Below are 23,184 nucleotides of genomic sequence, written 5' to 3'. Positions count from 1 at the left end.
TCAAAAAGGTGTTTCTAGATTCAGATGGTATTTATGTTGATTATACCTATTCAGAGGAAACCTACGATAATCAAACCATATCATTAGATTCACAAATTACTTTTAACCTGGACTGGACAGTTAATGGTGAAGAATATAAGACCCCTGGTCATTACTGGGAAAGCTACTTACAACAAAAATCTGTAAAAAAAGAAGAGCAAAAACTCTTTAAGGAGCTTAAAAAGCAATCGTTAGGCCTTGATATCGAAGAATTCTCCTTCAGCGATAATACTACGATTGATCAAGAGGCTGGTAATCGTAAAAAGCATTTAGCTGAGGAAAACCGTAAAAACGGGAAGGATGATTTTTATGGGTATTATCAAATTCCCTACCAAACAATGATTGAAGAACACCTTGTTACTATGAGAATAGAAGTAGGCGATACAGATAATACTAGTAAGAAAGATTTAGAAGAGGCCACAACTAAACTGGATGCTAGCAAGCTACCAGACGGAGAGTACGAATTTTATTTTTACTCAATTGATGAAGATAATTACAATCACATTGGCTATACCTTTAACGTACAAGATGGTAAGGTTGTCCAAGATGAAGATGATTAGAAAGTATTTTGATTTTGATCGATAAGCTAGACTGCCATACTAGGCCGTTAAAAGTGGGGTTACAGCTAAGTGAAAATGTTAACCTCAAAACATGTAAAAACATCTCCGAAAATCAGTCGGAGATGTCTTTTTGTCTTACAAATTCTTTTTCTTTTTAGCCTTTTTGGTTAGGGCAAGGTCACAATTTTCAATACTTGAGATAAGATGATTAGTCAATTGGAAGTCGTCCACTTGGGGATTCAAGTCCACTTCGTAGACCAGTTGCATGGTCTCGCCTCCACCTGTGGTATTAAGGGAAATCAAGTCGCATTCACTGGTGAAATTGAGCAGGGCTTTAGTGATTTTTTGATCAATCAGGTCTTGGTAGGAGACGTTAATGGTCAGGAGTCTACGACGTTGGTTGTCGGTACGACTTTGACGATTTTCCAAAAGAAGCCAAACAGCTAGAAGGAAAATGGTAAAGAGGACAGCCAGTAAGAGATATCCTGTCCCAGATGCCAGACCAATAATCATGGCCATAAAGACGGCGATTAGCTCTCTGGAACCACTAGTCGCTGAACGAAAACGAATGAGACTAAAGGTCCCTGCCACGGCGATAGAGGTCCCCAAACTGCCATTGACAAGGAAGATAACTAGGGTCATCAAACATGGAAGCAGGGTCAAACTAATGACAAATTCTCTGGTGTAGAGGGTTCGGTATTTATAAGTCCAGGTTAGAGCCAATCCTAAAACAAGGCTGACCAGTAAGGCCAGCATGAGTTGAAGGGGACTAGCGGTTGCGGTCGCATCATTAAAGATAGAATTGAAGAGATTAGACATAGGCAGCAGCTCCTTTTTCCTGAACTGGATGTGGACCGTAGTCTAGACCTTGAGATTTATGGTAGGCACAGCTGTATTTTGAGAATTTCTGCTCTTCCAAACCATGTTTATCTAAGATAGCTTGAAGCCAGTCAGGCTTTTTGCCAGGTGCTTTGATTTCCATGATAATCGTATCTTCATCAAGAAGGGGAAAACCATGATTTCCCTTAAAGAGACTGACGTCTTCATCACGGTAAGTCAAATTTTGGTCAAGGGTAACACGAACTTTATTGTAGGCATAGCCTTCGATAGTCTCTTTTTCTTTCATCGAAAAACGGTCGTAGTAGATATACATACGAGGTTTAAGCCCCTCATTATATCGTTGACGTAAGTGGTGGATATCCTGTAATAGCTGGCGGTCAGTGATTTGACCATGATTCTTACCGTCTGTCATCAAGTTAGTGATGGCAAGCGGTGTTGAAACGAGACGAAACTTATGACCGATTCCTTCATCATCTTTGGCTTTAACCTCTAGAAAGACCTTACTATCAATTTTAGGATTGGCTAGGTAGGTACGCATACGGATTTTCTCTTGACGGTGATTACCATCTAGGGCATCTTGGATGACGTCAAAATTATCCGTATCAAAGTAAATATTTGAAATGGTAGAAGTCGGATAATCGTCCTCCACTAAATACTCCTTAAGATCAGCGAGTAGGTCTTCAAGATTGTCCTTTGAGACCACATATTTTGTTTCAATACGTTTAAAACGTGTTTCCAATTGTTTAACCATGAAAAAACTCCTTTTTAGATAAGATACAAAGCCGTAAAGCAACGCTCAGGAAAAGAGGGGGAACAGTCGAAGGAGTTTAACTCCAAGCAGGTCCCATCTTTTCCCACGAGTTGTAGGCGTGTTCACTTAGATAAGATACAAAGCCCTCACTTCAAGATTTGGCTTTTTTTAGTAGAAAATTAAATTGAGAGCAAAAGTACTACTATATAAAGTATTCATTTGCTTGCCTACTAGTCTATGGGACTTTTCTGAAAGTTTTCCTAAATCAAACTTTCACCAAACTTAACTTAAGATAAGTTTCAGTTATCCTTTAGAAATGTTTTAGGTAAGTCCCGTAAACTGTAATCATCTAAAACGAACCCGGGAGGAAAAATATATGAAATCAAAAAAACTAAAAAAATGGACGACTTTATTAACCTGTGCGACAGCCCTAACAGTCATGACGGCTTGTAGCCAATCAAGCAGTCAGTCAACTGGGACGACGTCAAGCACGACTTCAAAAACAAGTGCTGTAACAGCAACGACCAGTAAGAAAACAAATAAGAACAACAGCAACTATTTTACTTCAAAAGATTCAGACACATCTTATGATGAAAGTTCTGCCTCTAAGATTAAGTTGTCAGGCTCATCTGCGGATGTTTCAGGTGATGGCGTAGCCGTGTCAGGTTCAACCGTAACCATCTCCAAAGCTGGTACCTATGTGATTTCTGGAAAATCTGATGGTGTGCAAATCAAGGTTGACGCTGGCGATTCAGATGATGTCCATATTGTTCTAGATGGTGTTACCATGACGAATACAAATGCAGCCATCAATGCCACAAGTGCTGGTCATGTCTATCTGACCCTCAAAGATGGCACCACAAGTACCCTCTCTGATTCAAGTTCTAATAGTGATGAAGATGCGGATGCCGTGATTTTCTCTAAAGGAGATTTGACCATTAACGGTTCAGGTACTCTTAACATTGATGCCAAGAAAAATAACGGTATTAAAGCCAATGACAGCCTTCATATGACTGGTGGTACCTATAAGATTACCTCAGTTGGTGATGCCTTCAATGTCAATGATGAACTCAACATCACGGGAACAACCATGACCATTGAGGCTGAGGAAGATGCTGTTAAGGTCGACAATGATGACGACACTTCAGCAGGTACCATGTATCTATCTGACAATACCATGACCATCAAGGCTGGTGACGACGGTATCCATGCGTCCGGCGACCTGATTATTGATAGTGGTACTTACAAGGTTGAAAAATCAACTGAAGGTATCGAAGGTAAATCTGTGACCATCAATGGCGGAGACATCGATGTCTATGCAACGGATGATGGTGTCAATGCGGCCAATGCTAATGCCAGTCAAAGTGAGATTTTCTTCAAGATGACCGGTGGAACCCTAAATGTTGAGGTTGGCCAGGGCGATACCGACCCAATCGATTCTAACGGCGATATTATTGTATCGGGTGGAACAATCAATTTGACTGGTCAGTCTGGCTTTGACTTCGATGGTTCAGCGACCTATACCGGTGGTGACATTACTATCAATGGTGAGAAACAAACTAAGATTGAAAACTCAATGCCTGGTGGCGGTGGTCCCCAAGGTGGTGGACAACCAGGTGGCTTTGGAGGAGGTCACTAAAGAGTCATAGGATGAAACAGAAAGGAAGTGCCTATGTATATTATTATTCCAGCTTATGAACCAGACAAACGCCTGATTCAGGTGGTTCAAGATATTACCATAAAACTCCCTAAAGCCCGTATTATTGTTGTTAATGATGGGAGTGGCCCAGGCTATAACGACTATTACGACGAAACGGCTTTTATTGGAGCGACTGTCCTAACTCATCCGATTAATAAAGGAAAGGGAGCTGCTCTTAAGACTGCTTTCGCTTATATTCAAGAAGAAGTAGTCGGTCAGCACCTTTCGGCTCAACCTATAGTCACAGTTGACAGTGATGGTCAGCACCTGATTAAAGATATTGTCCGTGTGGCCAAGGCAACCGAGGAAAATCCAAGCCATCTTATCTTAGGTGCGCGTGCCTTTGTTGGTAAGGTACCAGCACGTAGTCGCATCGGCAACAAGGTGACTGCAGGGCTCTTCCATCTGGTAACTGGTCAGAAGGTAACAGATACTCAGACAGGACTTCGAGGCATGTCAACCGACCTGATTCCATGGCTTCTTAACCTGGACGGCAATCGTTTCGAGTATGAGTTTAATATGTTGCTTGAAGCCAAAAAATCAGGCCACCAAATCTCTGAAGTCCCTATCGAAACCGTTTATCTGGAGGAAAATAAAAGTTCGCACTTTCGGCCCATTCGTGATTCCATCCGTATTTACAGCCCTTTTTTAAAGTTCTCTGGCACGGCCGTCTTGGCCTCAGTCATTGATGCAACAGCCTTATTTGTGCTCTTTGCCTTGACGAAAAATCTGCTCCTTTCGGTCGTGCTAGCTCGTGTGATTTCGGCTTCCAGCCAGTGTTTGCTGAACGCCAATGTGGTCTTCAATCCGACAAGCTCTCTCTTTAGATCGAGTGTTCGTTACTTTATGTTGGTCTTGGTCCTCCTGGCCTGTAACTATTTCTTACTTAGTAGTCTAGTTGCTATTGGTTTAGGACTGGTTCTGGCAAAATTAGTCACAGAAACCTTGCTCTTTTTAGTTAGCTACAGGGTCCAACATAACGTCGTTTTTGCTTAATAGCTGACTTTTAAATTGCTACTGATTGAATAGAGATAGCTTATTAAATTACCTCTAAAAACTTTCCTAAAAATAGAAAAAGACTACCGTTTTCTACATTCGGTAGTTTTTAATATTTGTCGAAATGTTAATCAATTTACAATATGATTAAAAAATGAAATGATTTGATAAAGACTCTGGTTGACTGAAAAAAATATGCTATAATGAAATTGTTTGAATTATGTAGATTTTATTCAAACTAGGAAAATGAAATGAGGACCTAAAATGGGAAAAAAGGTACATTATAAGCTTCACAAAGTTAAGAAGCAGTGGGTGACGATTGCCGTCACTTCGGCAGCACTTGCCTCTATCGTAGGTGGTGCTACAGTTGCCAATCAAAAAGTTTCAGCTGATGAAACAACTAAACCAGTTGCCTCTACGACAGCTGAAAGCGATGTTGTCGTTGAAACGCATGAAGTAGCCGCTCCTGCAGCAACTGCTACGACAGATGCGACAGCAACAACAACTGACAAGGCTGCTGATGCTGCAACAGTCGAAACTCCTGCGGCAGCAACCACTGCAGCAGATACAACTACTAATACTGCAACACCAGTAACAACAGATCGTGCAGCAGTAGCAAATGGTGCGACAACAGAAACACCAGCTGCAGCAGCGACAGATACAACGCTTACAGTAGCTGAAAAACCAAAATCTGGTGTTACTGAAAAAGAAGAAACAGCCGCACTCTCTTTGGACAACATCAAACAAGTTGATGGTAAATACTATTATGTCAAAGAAGATGGTTCATACAAAACAAATTTTGCTGTTTCAGTTAATGGCCAGTTGCTTTACTTCGGTAAAGACGGTGCTTTGACAAGCACATCAACACACTCATTCACACCAGGTACAACTAATCTAGTTGATGCTTTCTCTTCACATAACCGTGCTTACGATTCTAAGAAAGAAAGCTTCGAGTTGGTAGATGGGTACTTGACACCAAACAGCTGGTACCGTCCAGTTACTATTTTGGAAAATGGTGAAAAATGGCGTGTATCAACTGAGAAAGACTTCCGTCCACTTTTGATGGCATGGTGGCCTGATGTAGATACACAAGTTGCCTACCTCAATACTTTCTCTAAACACTTTAACCTTAACGCAACGTATTCAACTAGCCAAAGTCAATCTGAATTGAATGCAGCTGCTAAGACAATTCAAATTAAGATTGAACAAGAAATTTCAGCTAAAAAATCAACTGAATGGCTTCGTCAAGCAATTGAGTCTTTTGTAAAAGAACAAGACCAGTGGAATACTACAACTGAAAACTATACCCTTGCTGACCACCTTCAAGGGGGAGCTCTTCTTTATGTCAATAATGATAAGACACCTTGGGCAAATTCCGATTACCGTTTGCTTAACCGTACACCAAGTAACCAAGATGGTTCTCTAAATGGTACAGGAAGATACTTGGGTGGTTATGAATTCCTACTTGCCAATGACGTTGATAACTCAAACCCAGTTGTGCAAGCTGAGCAGTTGAACCAAATTCACTATCTTGTGAACTGGGGATCAATTGTTATGGGTGATAAGGATGCTAACTTTGATGGTATCCGTGTTGATGCAGTTGATAATGTTGATGCAGACCTTCTCCAAGTTTATACAAACTACTTCCGCGCAGCCTTTGGTGTGGATAAATCTGAAGCTAATGCACTCGCTCACATTTCTATCCTTGAAGCTTGGGATTTAAATGATAATGATTATAATCAAAAACATGATGGTGCAGCCCTTGCCATGGATAATAACCTTCGTTATGCAATTATGGGTGCACTTTATGGTTCGGGCTCTTCATTGAAAGATTTGATTACTAGCAGTTTGACAGACCGTACAAATAATAGTAAGTATGGAGATACACAAGCTAACTATATCTTTGCGCGTGCTCATGATAACCTTGTTCAAGATATCATTCGTGATATTGTTCAAAAAGAAATCAATCCAAAATCAGATGGTTATACCATGACTGATGCTGAATTGAAACGTGCCTTTGAAATCTATAATGAAGATATGAAGAAGGCAGAAAAACGTTATACTATTAACAATATTCCAGCCGCCTATGCTTTGATTCTTCAAAATATGGAGCAGGTAACTCGTGTTTATTATGGAGATCTTTATACGGATAACGGCCAATATATGGCTACCAAGTCTCCTTACTATGATGCTATCACAACACTCTTGAAGAACCGTATGAAATATGTTTCAGGTGGACAATCGATGAAAGTCGACACGTTCAATGGAAAAGAAATCTTGTCATCTGTTCGTTACGGTAAAGATATTATGACTGCTGACCAAACTACGGGTGTAGCAGAAACAAGTAAACATTCTGGTATGTTGACTCTTATTGCCAATAATCAGGATTTCTCATTGGGTGATGGTACGTTGAAAGTTAACATGGGTAAACTTCATGCTAACCAAGCCTACCGTCCATTACTTCTTGGTACTGATAAGGGAATTGTCACTTACGAGAATGATGCAGCAGCAGCTGGAAAAATTAAATACACTGATGCTGAAGGGAACTTGACTTTTAGTGGAGATGAGATTAAGGGGTATCGAACTGTTGATATGAGAGGTTATCTTGGTGTATGGGTACCAGTAGGTGCACCTGATAACCAAGATATCCGTGTTAAAGGTTCAGATAAGAAACTTGACAAGACATTTTCTGCTACTGAAGCATTGGACTCACAAGTTATCTATGAAGGTTTCTCAAACTTCCAAGATTTTGTTGAAAAAGATAGCCAATATACTAATAAATTGATTGCAGAAAATGCAGAACTCTTCAAGTCATGGGGAATCACATCATTCGAGATGGCTCCTCAATTTGTATCGGCTGATGACCGTACCTTCCTTGATTCTGTTATCCAAAATGGCTATGCCTTTACTGACCGATATGACCTTGCCATGAGTAAGAATAACAAATATGGTTCTAAAGAAGATCTTCGTGATGCACTTAAGGCGCTTCACAAGCAAGGTATTCAAGCAATTGCTGACTGGGTTCCAGATCAACTTTACCAATTGCCAGGACAAGAAGTTGTAACAGCAACACGTGCAAATAGTTATGGTACTCCAAAGGCCAATGCTTATATCAATAACACTTTATATGTTGCAAATTCTAAATCATCAGGTAAGGACTTCCAAGCTCAATATGGTGGTGAGTTCCTTGATGAGCTCCAAAAGAAATATCCACAGTTGTTTGAAGATGTGATGATATCAACTGGTAAGAAGATTGATCCATCTGTTAAAATCAAGCAATGGTCTGCTAAGTACATGAATGGTACTAATATCCTTGGTCGTGGTAATCGTTATGTTCTCAGTAACGATGCTACTGGTCGCTATTATCAAGTTACTGATAATGGCATCTTCTTGCCAAAACCTTTGACAGACCAAGGTGGTAAGACAGGTTTCTACTATGATGGTAAGGGTATGGCCTACTTTGATAATAGTGGTTTCCAAGCTAAGAATGCTTTCATTAAATATGCTGGAAATTACTATTACTTCGATAAAGAAGGTTATATGTTGACTGGTCGTCAAGATATCGATGGTAAGACTTATTTCTTCTTGCCAAATGGTGTACAGCTTCGTGATTCTATTTATCAACAAGATAGTAAATATTATTACTTTGGTAGCTTTGGTGAGCAATACAAAGATGGTTACTTTGTATTCGATGTACCGAAAGAAGGTACTTCAGAAACAGAAGCTAAATTCCGTTATTTCTCACCAACTGGAGAAATGGCTGTTGGCTTGACTTATGCTGGTGGAGGATTGCAATACTTTGATGAAAATGGCTTCCAAGCTAAAGGTACTAAGTATGTGACTCCAGACGGAAAACTCTACTTCTTTGATAAAAATTCAGGTAATGCCTACACAAATCGTTGGGCAGAAATCGATGGTATCTGGTATGAATTCAACGATCAAGGCTATGCACAAGCTAAGAAGGGTGAATTCTACACAACAGATGGCTCAACATGGTTCTACCGTGATGCAGCTGGTAAAAATGTGACAGGTGCCCTTACTTTGGACGGTCACGACTATTACTTCCGTGCAAATGGTGCCCAAGTTAAAGGTGAATTTGTTACTGAAAATGGCAAGATTAGCTACTACACTGTAGATAATGGTTACAAGGTTAAAGACAAGTTCTTCGAAGTGAACGGCAAGTGGTACCATGCTGATAAGGATGGTAACCTCGCTACAGGTCGTCAAACGATTGACCACCTTAACTATTACTTCAATGCTGATGGAAGCCAAGTCAAATCTGATTTCTTCACTCTTGATGGTGGTAAGACATGGTACTACGCCAAAGATAATGGTGAAATCGTGACAGGTGCCTATAGTGTTGGTGGTAAAAACTATTACTTCAAAGAAGATGGTAGTCAAGTCAAAGGCGACTTTGTTAAGAATGCTGACGGATCACTTTCTTACTATGACAAAGATTCAGGTGAGCGTCTCAATAACCGTTTCTTGACAACTGGTAACAATGTTTGGTACTACTTCAAAGATGGTAAGGCTGTAACAGGACGCCAAAATATCGATGGTAAAGAATATTACTTTGATAATTTGGGACGTCAAGTTAAAGGTAGCCCAATCAGCACACCAAAAGGAGTAGAATACTACGAATCAGTTCTTGGAGAACGTGTGACAAACACATGGATTACTTTCCAAGACGGTACGACTGTCTTCTTCGATGAAAATGGTTATGCTGATTTTGATAAATAAATAATCAATCAATCTAATCTTAATCTGAGAGATTAAGTGAAAAACGATATGATTTGACATGAATTTATAGGTGAAATTTCTTGAAAACGAGAATCGTTTAAAGAAATTTTGCCTTTTTATGCTCCTTAAAGAAAAAATCTGACAAATATCAATTTTGAGTCAGAATCATTGTAAAAGCTATTGTATCAAGGACTTTGGCGGCTTTTATGAAAAATAGTTTTAGTTATCAAATGATATGAAAATGAGAATTGAAAACCTATGAAATAGGTGTGTTACAAAGTTTTTCTAATATTAATGTTATGTAATATATATTTTATAAAAAAACAATTAATTCGAGAAATAGTTAGAAAATAATGATATAATATAACTGTTTGAAATCGGATAGATTTCAGTCTGATTTTGACAAATAAAATCACGGGGAAAATTATAATGGAAAATAAGATACACTATAAGCTTCATAAAGTTAAGAAGCAATGGGTTACAATTGCAGTTGCTTCTGTAGCACTTGCTACTGTCTTGGGAGGATTGTCTGTAACAACATCTTCAGTTTCAGCGGATGAAACTCAAGATAAGACAGTAACTCAATCAAATTCAGGTACAACAGCTTCTTTAGTTACTTCTCCTGAAGCAACCAAAGAAGCCGATAAACGTACAAATACAAAAGAAGCAGATGTTTTAACACCTGCTAAAGAAACAAATGCTGTAGAAACAGCGACTACAACGAACACACAAGCAACAGCTGAAGCAGCTACAACAGCAACAACAGCTGATGTAGCAGTGGCAGCTGTTCCAAATAAAGAAGCAGTTGTGACAACAGATGCACCAGCTGTTACAACTGAAAAAGCAGAAGAACAACCAGCAACAGTGAAGGCTGAAGTTGTTAATACAGAAGTTAAGGCGCCAGAAGCTGCTTTGAAAGATTCAGAAGTAGAAGCTGCGCTTTCCTTGAAAAACATCAAAAACATTGATGGTAAATATTACTATGTTAATGAAGATGGTTCACACAAAGAAAACTTTGCCATTACTGTAAATGGTCAATTGCTTTACTTCGGTAAAGATGGTGCTCTTACAAGTTCATCAACATACTCTTTCACACCAGGAACAACAAATATTGTTGATGGTTTCTCAATAAATAACCGTGCCTACGATTCATCTGAAGCTAGCTTTGAATTGATTGATGGTTATTTGACTGCAGATAGCTGGTACCGTCCAGCTTCTATCATCAAAGATGGTGTAACTTGGCAAGCATCAACTGCAGAAGATTTCCGTCCACTTTTGATGGCTTGGTGGCCAAATGTAGATACACAAGTTAACTACTTGAACTACATGTCTAAAGTATTTAACTTGGATGCTAAATATTCAAGTACAGATAAGCAAGAAACTTTGAAAGTTGCTGCTAAGGACATTCAAATCAAGATTGAGCAAAAGATTCAGGCTGAAAAATCAACACAATGGTTGCGTGAAACTATCTCTGCCTTTGTTAAGACACAACCACAATGGAACAAAGAAACTGAAAACTACTCTAAAGGTGGCGGCGAAGATCACCTTCAAGGTGGTGCCCTTCTTTATGTGAATGATTCACGTACACCATGGGCGAATTCTGACTATCGTCGTTTGAACCGTACAGCAACTAACCAGACTGGTACAATTGATAAATCAATTCTTGATGAGCAATCAGATCCAAACCACATGGGTGGTTTCGACTTCTTGCTAGCTAATGACGTAGATTTGTCAAACCCAGTTGTTCAAGCGGAACAATTGAACCAAATCCACTACCTTATGAACTGGGGTTCAATCGTTATGGGTGACAAGGATGCTAACTTCGATGGTATCCGTGTCGACGCGGTAGATAATGTCGATGCAGACATGCTTCAACTCTACACAAACTACTTCCGTGAGTACTATGGTGTTAACAAATCTGAAGCAAACGCTCTTGCTCACATCTCAGTCCTTGAAGCATGGAGCCTTAATGACAACCACTACAATGACAAGACAGATGGCGCTGCGCTTGCTATGGAAAACAAACAACGTTTGGCTCTCCTCTTCTCATTGGCTAAACCAATCAAAGAACGTACACCAGCTGTAAGTCCTTTGTATAACAATACTTTCAACACGACACAACGTGATGAAAAGACTGATTGGATTAACAAAGATGGAAGCAAGGCCTATAACGAAGACGGAACAGTTAAACAGTCTACAATCGGTAAATATAACGAGAAATACGGAGATGCGTCAGGAAATTACGTCTTTATCCGTGCCCATGATAACAACGTTCAAGATATTATTGCTGAAATCATCAAGAAAGAAATCAATCCAAAATCAGATGGTTTCACGATTACTGATGCTGAAATGAAGCAAGCCTTTGAGATTTACAACAAAGACATGCTCAGCAGCGACAAAAAATATACGCTTAACAACATCCCAGCGGCTTACGCGGTTATGTTGCAAAACATGGAAACTATCACTCGTGTCTACTATGGAGACCTTTATACAGATGATGGTCACTACATGGAAACTAAGTCTCCATATTACGATACCATTGTTAACTTGATGAAGAGTCGTATCAAGTATGTATCTGGTGGGCAAGCACAACGTTCATACTGGTTGCCAACTGATGGTAAGATGGACAATTCAGATGTTGAACTTTACCGCACAAATGAAGTCTACACTTCAGTACGTTATGGTAAAGACATTATGACAGCTAATGATACAGAAGGTTCTAAATACAGCCGTACTTCTGGTCAGGTAACACTTGTAGCTAACAATCCAAAATTGAATTTGGATCAATCAGCTAAACTTAATGTTGAAATGGGTAAAATCCATGCCAACCAAAAATACCGTGCTTTGATTGTTGGTACAGCTGATGGTATCAAGAACTTTACATCTGATGCAGATGCAATCGCAGCAGGTTACGTTAAAGAAACAGACAGCAACGGTGTCTTGACTTTCGGTGCTAATGACATCAAGGGTTATGAAACATTTGATATGTCTGGTTTCGTAGCAGTTTGGGTTCCAGTTGGAGCTTCAGATAATCAAGATATCCGAGTAGCGCCTTCAACAGAAGCTAAAAAAGAGGGTGAATTGACTCTTAAAGCGACTGAAGCTTATGATTCACAATTAATCTACGAAGGCTTCTCTAACTTTCAAACTATTCCAGATGGTTCAGATCCTTCAGTCTATACTAACCGTAAGATTGCTGAAAATGTTGATTTGTTCAAATCATGGGGTGTAACATCATTTGAAATGGCACCTCAATTTGTATCTGCTGACGATGGTACCTTCCTTGACTCAGTTATCCAAAATGGTTATGCCTTTGCAGACCGTTACGATCTTGCCATGAGTAAGAACAATAAATACGGTTCTAAAGAAGATCTACGTGATGCTCTTAAAGCACTTCATAAGGCTGGTATTCAAGCAATCGCTGACTGGGTTCCAGACCAAATTTACCAATTGCCAGGTAAAGAAGTTGTAACAGCGACTCGTACTGATGGTGCTGGTCGTAAGATTGCGGACGCTATCATTGACCACTCACTTTATGTGGCTAACTCTAAGTCATCAGGCAAAGATTACCAAGCTAAATACGGTGGTGAATTCTTGGCTGAACTTAAAGCTAAGTACCCTGAAATGTTCAAGGTAAACATGATTTCAACTGGTAAACCAATTGATGATTCTGTTAAATTGAAACAATGGAAGGCTGAATACTTCAACGGAACAAACGTTCTTGAACGTGGTGTTGGCTATGTACTTAGCGATGAAGCAACTGGTAAGTATTTCACTGTCACTAAAGAAGGTAACTTCATTCCTCTTCAATTGACAGGTAAAGAAAAGGTTATTACTGGATTCTCAAGTGATGGTAAAGGAATCACTTACTTCGGTACAAGTGGTACACAAGCTAAATCTGCCTTTGTAACCTTCAATGGTAACACTTACTACTTTGATGCTCGTGGTCACATGGTTACTAACAGTGAATACTCACCAAATGGTAAAGACGTTTATCGTTTCTTACCAAATGGTATCATGTTGAGTAATGCCTTCTACATTGATGCTAATGGTAATACCTACCTTTATAACTCTAAAGGTCAAATGTACAAGGGTGGTTACACTAAATTTGATGTTTCTGAAACTGATAAAGACGGTAAAGAATCTAAGGTTGTGAAATTCCGTTACTTCACTAATGAAGGTGTCATGGCCAAAGGTGTTACGGTTATTGATGGTTTCACACAATATTTTGGAGAAGACGGTTTCCAAGCTAAAGATAAGTTAGTAACCTTTAAAGGTAAAACTTATTACTTTGACGCACACACTGGTAATGGTATCAAGGATACTTGGAGAAATATCAATGGTAAGTGGTACTACTTTGATGCAAACGGTGTTGCTGCTACAGGTGCACAAGTCATCAATGGTCAAAAACTTTACTTCAATGAAGATGGAAGCCAAGTTAAAGGTGGCGTTGTTAAGAATGCAGATGGTACTTACAGCAAGTACAAAGAAGGTTCTGGAGAGCTAGTGACTAACGAATTCTTCACAACTGATGGCAATGTTTGGTACTATGCAGGCGCTAATGGTAAGACTGTTACAGGTGCACAAGTCATCAATGGCCAACACCTATACTTTAATGCAGACGGAAGCCAAGTTAAGGGTGGTGTTGTTAAGAATGCAGATGGTACTTATAGTAAGTATAATGCTTCAACAGGTGAACGCTTGACTAATGAGTTTTTCACAACAGGCGACAACAACTGGTACTACATTGGTGCTAATGGTAAGTCAGTGACTGGTGAAGTTAAAATTGGTGACGATACTTATTTCTTCGCTAAGGATGGTAAACAAGTAAAAGGTCAAACAGTAAGTGCTGGCAATGGTCGAATTAGCTATTACTATGGTGATAGTGGTAAGAGAGCTGTTAGCACATGGATAGAAATTCAACCAGGAGTTTACGTTTACTTTGATAAGAATGGTCTTGCTTATCCACCTAGAGTGCTAAACTAATTGATATAAAAAGGAGGACTTTGGTTCTCCTTTTTATATTTTATGGGAACGAGTCTTTTTTATGACGAAATTATAATCTATTATTAATGTGATAAAAATATCATTAAAATAAGTTTTATTAACTTTTTTTGATAATAAAAAATGATATAATAAGTAAGTCTTTAAGATGTAGATTTTAAGACAAAAAATATATTGGGGAAAAATTGAATATGGAAAATAAAGTACGCTATAAACTGCACAAAGTGAAGAAGCAGTGGGTTACTTTGGCTGTCGCTTCAGTAGCTTTGGCTACCATTGTTGGTGGTAGTGTTGCCACATCTTCACTCGCTTCGGCAGAAGAAACAAATAACTCTAATGGATCACCTTCAACAACTACGGTCGGGGAAAATACAAATCCTGTGGTTGAAAAAGAGGTAGGCACAACAACTGAGGTTGCAAATACTTCAAATGCCACAACAACAGAGCGAGCAGAAGTTACTGCTGACAAACCAGCTGGAACGACAGTTCAACCAAATTCAGGAACAACTAGTGATAGAGCTGCAGCAGTAGAGGTTGAAGCCAAACCTGAAACGACTGCTAAGCCAGAAGTTGCTACTAAACCAGAAACAGCTACAACATCAGAAGTCGCTGCAAATGCTGGAGTAGCTGCTCCAACGACTGAGAAGTCTAAAGAGCTTTCTGAAGCTGAAATTAAGGCTGCAGTCTCACTCGATAATATTAAAAAAGAAAAAGATGGTAAATATTACTATCTTTTAGAAGATGGATCACACAAGAAAAACTTTGCCATTACTGTAAATGGTCAGGTCCTTTATTTTGATGAAAATGGTGCCCTTTCAAGCACATCAACGTATTCATTTACACAAGAAACAACAAATCTAGTCACTGATTTTACAAAAAATAATGCTGCCTACGATTCAACTAAAGCAAGCTTTGAACTTGTTGATGGTTATTTGACAGCAGACAGTTGGTACCGTCCAAAAGAAATCCTTGAAGCTGGTACAACTTGGAAAGCGTCAACTGAAAAAGATTTTCGTCCACTTTTGATGTCTTGGTGGCCTGATAAGGATACTCAAGTAGCTTACTTGAATTACATGACTAAGGCTCTTAGCAACGGTGAAGAAACAAAAGATGTCTTTACGATTGAAAATTCTCAAGCTAGCTTGAATGCCGCAGCTCAAATCCTCCAACGTAAGATTGAAGTTAAGATTGCTGCTAATAAGTCAACAGACTGGTTGCGTCAGTCAATCGAGGCTTTTGTTAAAGACCAAGATAAATGGAACATTAATTCTGAATCGCCAGGTAAGGAACACTTCCAAAAAGGTGCGCTTCTTTTTGTGAACAGCGATTCAACTAAATGGGCTAACTCTGATTATCGTAAGCTTAATCAAACGGCGACAAGTTATATTAAAAATCATAAGATTGTTAATGGTAGCGATGGTGGTTATGAATTCTTGCTCTCAAATGACATTGACAACTCTAATCCAGTCGTTCAAGCAGAAATGCTTAACCAATTGTATTACTTTATGAACTGGGGACAAATCGTCTTTGGTGATAAGGACAAGGATGCTCACTTTGATGGTATACGTGTTGATGCTGTGGATAATGTTAGCGTTGACATGCTTCAATTAGTGTCTTCATACATGAAGGCTGCATACAAGGTTAATGAGTCGGAAGCTCGTGCCCTTGCGAATATCTCTATTCTTGAAGCATGGTCACACAATGACCCATATTATGTGAATGAGCACAACACAGCAGCTCTTTCTATGGATAATGGTCTCCGTTTGTCAATTGTTCACGGATTAACTCGTCCAGTAACTAATAAAGGTACAGGTGCACGTAATGCATCAATGAAGGACCTTATTAACGGAGGTTATTTCGGTCTCTCAAACCGTGCAGAAGTCACTTCATATGATCAACTTGGTTTTGCAACCTACCTCTTTGTTCGTGCACATGACTCAGAAGTTCAAACGGTTATCGCAGACATTATCAGTAAAAAAATTGATCCTACAACAGATGGTTTCACTTTCACATTAGATCAATTGAAACAAGCTTTCGATATTTATAATGCTGATATGTTGAAAGTTGATAAGGAATATACGCATTCAAATATTCCTGCTGCCTATGCTTTGATGCTTCAAACAATGGGTGCGGCAACACGTGTTTATTATGGAGATTTGTATACTGATAATGGTCAATACATGGCTAAGAAATCACCATACTTTGATCAAATCACAACTCTTCTTAAAGCGCGTCCTAAGTATGTAGCTGGTGGTCAAACATCTTATATCCACAACCTTGCTGGTGATGGGGTATCATCTGCTAAAGACAATAAAGAAGTTCTTGTCTCTGTCCGTTATGGTCAAGATTTGATGTCTAAGACAGATACAGAAGGTGGAAAATACGGTCGCAATTCAGGTATGTTGACCCTTATTGCTAATAACCCGGATTTGAAATTAGCAGATGGTGAAACTATTACTGTAAATATGGGTGCAGCCCACAAGAATCAAGCTTATCGTCCACTCTTGCTTGGTACGGAAAAAGGTATTGTGTCATCATTGAATGATTCAGATACTAAGATTGTTAAATACACAGATGCACAAGGAAATCTTGTCTTCACAGCTGATGAAATCAAAGGCTTTAAGACTGTTGATATGAGTGGTTACCTTTCAGTTTGGGTACCAGTAGGTGCGACTGACGATCAAAACGTTCTTGCTAAACCATCAACAAAAGCCTATAAAGAAGGGGATAAGGTTTATAGCTCTTCTGCAGCACTTGAAGCACAAGTGATTTACGAAGGCTTCTCAAACTTCCAAGACTTTGTCAAAGAGGATAGTCAATACACTAACAAATTGATTGCAGCTAACGCAGACCTCTTCAAGTCATGGGGTATTACGTCATTTGAGATTGCACCTCAATATGTCTCATCTAAGGATGGCACTTTCCTTGATTCTATTATTGAAAATGGTTATGCCTTCACAGACCGTTACGACTTTGCCATGAGCAAAAACAATAAATACGGTTCAAAAGAAGACCTTCGTGATGCCCTCAAGGCTCTTCACAAACAAGGTATTCAGGTCATTGCTGACTGGGTTCCAGACCAATTGTACACCCTTCCAGGTAAAGAAGTAGTGACTGCTACGCGTACTGATACACATGGTAAGGTCCTTGATGATACTAGCTTGGTTAATAAACTTTATGTGACAAATACCAAGTCATCAGGTAATGATTTCCAAGCCCAGTACGGTGGTGCCTTCCTCGACAAACTTCAAAAACTTTATCCAGAAATCTTCAAAGAAGTTATGGAAGCGTCTGGTAAGACAATTGATCCATCTGTGAAGATTAAACAGTGGGAAGCTAAATACTTTAACGGTACAAACATCCAAAAACGTGGTTCTGACTATGTTCTCAGCGATGGTAAATTGTACTTCACCGTTAACGATAAAGGTACCTTCCTCCCAGCAGCCTTGACTGGTGATACAAAAGCTAAGACTGGTTTTGCCTATGATGGTACAGGTGTAACTTATTACACAACATCAGGTACTCAAGCTAAGAGTCAGTTTGTAACTTATAACGGTAAGCAATACTACTTTAACGATAAGGGTTACCTTGTAACTGGTGAACAAGCTATCGACGGTTCAAACTATTTCTTCTTGCCGAATGGTGTCATGTTTACTGATGGTGTTATTAAAAATGCCAAAGGTCAATCATTGGTTTATGGTAAGTCAGGTAAATTGACGACTCAAACTGGTTGGAAAGAAGTTACCGTTAAAGATGATAGTGGTAAGGAAGAGAAATTCTATCAATACTTCTTCAAGGGTGGCATCATGGCTACTGGTTTGACTGAAGTAGAAGGTAAGGAAAAATATTTCTATGACAATGGTTACCAAGCTAAAGGTATCTTCATTCCTACAAAAGACGGCCATTTGATGTTCTTCTGTGGCGATTCAGGTGAACGTAAGTACTCAGGCTTCTTTGAACAAGATGGTAACTGGTACTACGCTAATGATAAGGGCTATGTTGCCACTGGATTTACTAAGGTAGGTAAACAGAACCTTTACTTCAATGAAAAAGGTGTTCAAGTTAAGAACCGCTTCTTCCAAGTTGGTGATGCCACATACTATGCAAATAACGAAGGTGACGTTCTTCGTGGTGCGCAAACCATCAATGGAGACGAACTCTACTTTGATGAATCAGGTAAACAAGTTAAAGGTGAGTTCGTGAACAATCCTGATGGTACGACTTCATACTACGATGCAATCACAGGTGTGAAACTTGTTGATACATCACTAGTAGTTGATGGTCAAACCTTTAATGTCGATGCTAAGGGTGTTGTGACTAAGGCACATACACCAGGCTTCTATACTACTGGGGACAACAACTGGTTCTATGCAGACTCATATGGACGTAATGTCACAGGTGCTCAGGTCATCAATGGTCAACACCTCTACTTTGATGCTAATGGTCGCCAAGTTAAGGGTGGCTTCGTAACGAACACTGACGGTAGTCGTTCATTCTACCACTGGAATACCGGTGATAAATTGGTATCAACCTTCTTCACTACCGGTCATGATAGATGGTATTATGCTGATGATAGAGGTAATGTCGTTACAGGAGCTCAAGTTATCAACGGTCAAAAACTCTTCTTTGATACTGATGGTAAGCAGGTTAAAGGTGCTTTCGTAACGAACACTGACGGTAGTCGCTCATACTACCACTGGAATACTGGTAATAAGTTAGTATCAACCTTCTTCACTAGTGGAGATAACAACTGGTATTATGCAGATGCCAAGGGTGAAGTTGTTGTTGGCGAACAGACGATCAACGGTCAACACCTTTACTTTGACCAAACTGGTAAGCAAGTGAAGGGGGCAACTGCTACGAATCCTGATGGCTCAATCTCTTACTATGATGTTCATACAGGGGAAAAGTCTATTAATCGTTGGGTTAAAATTCCTTCAGGGCAATGGGTATACTTCAACGCTCAAGGTAAAGGCTACGTGTCGAATTAAGTTTAATGAATGAAAGAAGTCAATCACTTTTGTGGTTGCTTTTTTCGTAAAAAATTGTCTAACTTTTATACATTCAGGTCATTTGTCTGGGTAAAAAAGTGGTATAATAACTCTTGCTAAATCTTTATTTTGGAGTACACATGGCTAAGTCAAAAAATATTATTGAAAGTCGGATAGATTACTCGATTCTCCTGCCAGTTCTCATATTGCTACTGGTTGGTTTGGTTTCGATATTTATAGCGACAAATTTTGATTACCCAAAGAATCTTGTGCAAGTCATGTCTCAGCAAGTACTATGGATTTTTCTAGGTTCAGTACTTGCTTTTGTTGTCATGTTATTTAATACAGAGTTTCTTTGGAAGGTAACCCCCTGGCTCTATATTTTCGGTCTGGGGCTTATGGTTCTACCTCTTGTTTTCTATTCTCCTGCTTTGGTTGCCTCAACAGGAGCGAAAAACTGGGTAAGCATTGGATCAGTCACCCTTTTCCAACCATCTGAATTTATGAAGATATCCTACATTCTCTTTCTATCGAGAATAGGTGTTTGGGCTAAGCAAGGTAAGGAAGTGACCAACCTTCAGGATGACTGGTTATTGCTCTTCCAATATGTTGCAGTCACGCTCCCTGTTTTAGGTTTACTAGTTCTTCAAGGAGATATGGGGACGGCCTTAGTCTTTCTGGCTATTTTAGCCGGTATCGTAGTGGTTTCGGGGATATCCTGGCGTATTATCTTGCCGGTAGTTCTAGCTTTTGCAACAGGGTTAGCCTTGTTTGTAATGATATTTACCACAGATTGGGGTAAGGAAGCTATGCTCAAGATGGGGGTACAAACCTATCAGATTAACCGTATCTCAGCTTGGTTGGATCCCTTCACTTATGCAGATGGTATCGCCTTTCAACAGACACAAGGGATGATTTCGATTGGTACTGGAGGAATCTATGGTAAAGGCTTTAATCATCTGGAGTTGAACGTACCGGTTCGTGAGAGTGATATGATTTTCACAGTCATTGCGGAAGATTTTGGTTTGGTAGGTGGTGGATTGGTTCTTCTAACCTATCTCTTCCTTATTTACCGCATGCTGCGAGTGACGTTTAAATCTAACAATCGTTTCTATACCTTTATTTCGACAGGCTTTATCATGATGATTGTCTTCCATATTTTTGAAAATATTGGGGCAGCAGTTGGGATTCTTCCTTTGACAGGTATTCCTTTGCCCTTTATTTCTCAAGGGGGATCATCACTCATCTCTAACTTGATTGGTGTTGGTTTGGTACTTTCAATGGCTTATCAGACTAACCTCAACGAGGAAAATAAAATTCTCCTGGCTATGTCTCGTCGTATGCGTACATCTGGAACTAGTCAAGTGAAACCTGTTTCTAAGAGCAAGTCTAAGAAAAACAAGCCTTCGAAGAGTGTTACCAAGGCCTCTCAAGAATTGGTCAAGGCTAAAGATAAGGTTGATAAGGCCACTGAGAAAATGCGTCAAACCATTTCTCAAAATACGCCAAGCATTCATCAAGGGAAGCGTCGTAAGGGTTCGAAAAAGAAACCGACACGTAAACATTAAGAAGAAGCAAGTTGGTTAATCCAACTTGTTTTTCTTTGAAAAAAAATTAAGGTCTGTGACCTTTTCTTTGCCCCTGCCTGTGGTATAATAGAAGTTGACTATTTTGAAAAGGGGTTTGCTATGATAGAGACAGCCAAACAGCAAGAACGTGCTATTTTAGTAGGTGTTGAATTGCAAGAAATAGAGCATTTTGACATGTCAATGGAGGAACTTGCCAGTCTTGCCAAAACTGCAGGAGCAGAGGTTGTAGCTAGCTATACCCAAAAACGTGAACGCTATGATAGTAAGTCTTTCGTAGGTTCAGGAAAATTAGAAGAAATTAAAGCCATGGTGGATGCGGATGAGATTACTACGGTCATTGTCAATAACCGTTTAACGCCTCGTCAAAATACCAATCTTGAAGCAGCATTTGGCGTAAAAGTTATTGATCGTATGCAATTAATTTTGGATATCTTTGCCATGAGGGCCAGAAGCCATGAAGGGAAACTTCAGGTTCACCTAGCTCAACTTAAATACATGTTGCCCCGTTTAGCTGGTCAAGGGATTATGCTCAGTCGTCAAGCAGGGGGCATTGGTAGCCGTGGACCTGGTGAAAGTCAATTGGAGCTTAATCGTCGTTCGATTCGTAACCAGATTGCTGATATTGAACGCCAGTTAAAAATTGTTGAGAAGAACCGAGAAACCATTCGCGAAAAGCGTGTTGATTCAAGTACCTTTAAAATTGGTTTGATTGGTTATACCAATGCTGGGAAATCAACGATCATGAACCTTATGACGGATGATAAGCAATATGAGGCTAATGAACTTTTTGCGACCTTGGATGCAACGACTAAGAAAATTTACTTAAAGGATCAGTTTCAAGTGACCTTGACAGATACGGTTGGTTTTATCCAGGACTTGCCAACAGAATTGATTGCTGCCTTTAAGTCAACTCTTGAAGAAAGTCGTAATGTGGACCTTCTTTTGCATGTCATTGATGCGAGTGATCCTAATCACGAAGAACATGAGAAGGTGGTCTTAGACATTCTAAAAGACTTAGACATGACTGATACCCCTCGCCTAGCAATTTACAATAAGATGGATGTAGCTGATAATCTAGTAGCCACAGTCTTTCCTAATGTTCGCCTCTCTGCACGTGACAAGGGAAGTCGTGAGGCACTCAGAAGACTCTTGATTGATGAAATTCAACAGATTTTTGAACCTTTTAGTATTAAGGTCCATCAGGATCAAGCTTATAAACTTTATCAATTGAGTCAATTAGCTTTGTTAGATAGCTACACATTTGAGACAGAAGTGGAAAAAATTACAGGTTATATTTCACCGAAAAATAAATGGAAATTGGAAGAATTTTATGACTGATTATATGGATTTAGCTTTAAAATATGGTGGTTTTACAAGTTTAGATAAGGTCTATTTGAAAAATACCTTGTCAGACCTTTCGGACAGTCAAAAATTGGCCTTCATTACGCCGCCACCAAGCGTGATTAATGCTTATTTTGCAGAGATTTACCAAAAACAATCTCCTGAAGCAGCGACGGATTACTACTTGGACCTTTCAAAAGAGTTGAACCTCTTTAACCCTGCACCATCTTTTGATGAGCGCAAGCCATTTATTCGCCTCAATTTGTCAGGAAAATCCTATGGATTTTGCTATGAAAATGCTGATGAGGTGGCTTTAGTCTTTGCCGAGCATTTAGAGGTTCCAACGGCCAGTATTTTGTTTGAGCTTGCTCAAGTTTTTCCTCAGTATAAGGTTTATCTTGAAGGCACTCAAATTAAGATGGCCAAGGTTGATTTTGACGAAGAAGTATTGGAAGAGTTAACACCTGAGACACAGTTACTTAGTCGTGTAACTAAGTTGAAGGGGAATGTCATTAAGTTGGCTAGCTTCAATCAAGATGAATTAGTGGAACTTTTATCTCAATATAAAGGGCAAACTGTTTATTACGGATTTGCTCAGCGTGAATGCCTGGCTTATATTGTCCAGAAATAAGAA

10 protein-coding genes and 1 pseudogene are annotated in these 23,184 nt (G+C 39.4%); 9 read left to right on the top strand and 2 right to left on the bottom strand.

What is annotated here, in order from left to right:
* Positions 1-8: 8 nt before the first annotated feature.
* A complete protein-coding gene (locus tag NSQ79_RS06015) occupies positions 9-599 on the top strand; it encodes a hypothetical protein (RefSeq protein WP_224119022.1) in 591 nt (196 codons plus the stop codon).
* A gap of 135 nt (positions 600-734) precedes the next feature.
* Here NSQ79_RS06015 and NSQ79_RS06010 read toward each other — a convergent pair whose 3' ends face one another.
* Together NSQ79_RS06010 and NSQ79_RS06005 are read right to left on the bottom strand one after the other, a co-directional pair.
* Entirely contained in the window at positions 735-1,418 is a 684-nt protein-coding gene (locus NSQ79_RS06010; RefSeq protein ID WP_004182674.1) for a DUF4956 domain-containing protein, read from the bottom strand.
* The gene (locus tag NSQ79_RS06005; RefSeq protein ID WP_049528825.1) at positions 1,411-2,190 is read right to left on the bottom strand and encodes a polyphosphate polymerase domain-containing protein; all 780 of its coding nucleotides are present in this window, start codon (positions 2,188-2,190) and stop codon (positions 1,411-1,413) included. Before NSQ79_RS06005 ends, NSQ79_RS06010 begins: the two co-directional genes overlap by 8 nt.
* A 376-nt stretch (positions 2,191-2,566) precedes the next feature.
* Here NSQ79_RS06005 and NSQ79_RS06000 point away from each other — a divergent pair, with 376 nt between their 5' ends.
* The 8 genes and pseudogenes from NSQ79_RS06000 to NSQ79_RS05965 all read left to right on the top strand — a co-directional run bounded on the left by NSQ79_RS06000 (position 2,567) and on the right by NSQ79_RS05965 (position 23,181).
* Positions 2,567-3,829 (top strand): carbohydrate-binding domain-containing protein, encoded by a 1,263-nt coding sequence (locus tag NSQ79_RS06000; protein WP_049528828.1) that lies wholly within the window; start codon positions 2,567-2,569, stop codon positions 3,827-3,829.
* A 33-nt stretch (positions 3,830-3,862) separates the two neighbouring features.
* Positions 3,863-4,885, top strand: coding sequence for a glycosyltransferase family 2 protein (locus NSQ79_RS05995; protein WP_061652380.1), 1,023 nt, complete (start codon positions 3,863-3,865; stop codon positions 4,883-4,885).
* A 264-nt stretch (positions 4,886-5,149) separates the two neighbouring features.
* Entirely contained in the window at positions 5,150-9,625 is a 4,476-nt protein-coding gene (locus NSQ79_RS05990; protein ID WP_339313356.1) for a glycoside hydrolase family 70 protein, read from the top strand.
* A 429-nt stretch (positions 9,626-10,054) separates the two neighbouring features.
* On the top strand, positions 10,055-14,611 hold the full coding sequence (locus NSQ79_RS05985; RefSeq protein ID WP_045768855.1) for a glycoside hydrolase family 70 protein: 4,557 nt from the start codon (positions 10,055-10,057) through the stop codon (positions 14,609-14,611).
* A 209-nt stretch (positions 14,612-14,820) separates the two neighbouring features.
* Entirely contained in the window at positions 14,821-19,620 is a 4,800-nt protein-coding gene (locus NSQ79_RS05980) for a glycoside hydrolase family 70 protein (protein WP_175062568.1), read from the top strand.
* Positions 19,621-19,760: 140 nt separating this feature from the next.
* Positions 19,761-20,930, top strand: a pseudogene (locus tag NSQ79_RS05975) (FtsW/RodA/SpoVE family cell cycle protein); the annotation flags it as partial.
* Between the two features lie 378 nt (positions 20,931-21,308).
* Positions 21,309-22,547 (top strand): GTPase HflX, encoded by a 1,239-nt coding sequence (hflX, locus tag NSQ79_RS05970; protein ID WP_164332250.1) that lies wholly within the window; start codon positions 21,309-21,311, stop codon positions 22,545-22,547.
* On the top strand, positions 22,540-23,181 hold the full coding sequence (locus NSQ79_RS05965; protein WP_004182664.1) for a cystathionine beta-lyase: 642 nt from the start codon (positions 22,540-22,542) through the stop codon (positions 23,179-23,181). The genes hflX and NSQ79_RS05965 overlap by 8 nt, the downstream gene beginning before the upstream one ends.
* Positions 23,182-23,184: the final 3 nt, after the last annotated feature.

This window comes from Streptococcus sp. FSL W7-1342 (assembly GCF_037966635.1).
In the GTDB taxonomy this organism is placed as follows: Bacteria; Bacillota; Bacilli; order Lactobacillales; family Streptococcaceae; genus Streptococcus; species Streptococcus salivarius_D.
Note: the sequence above shows the minus strand (reverse complement) of the source record. Positions and strands in the feature narration are given on the sequence as shown.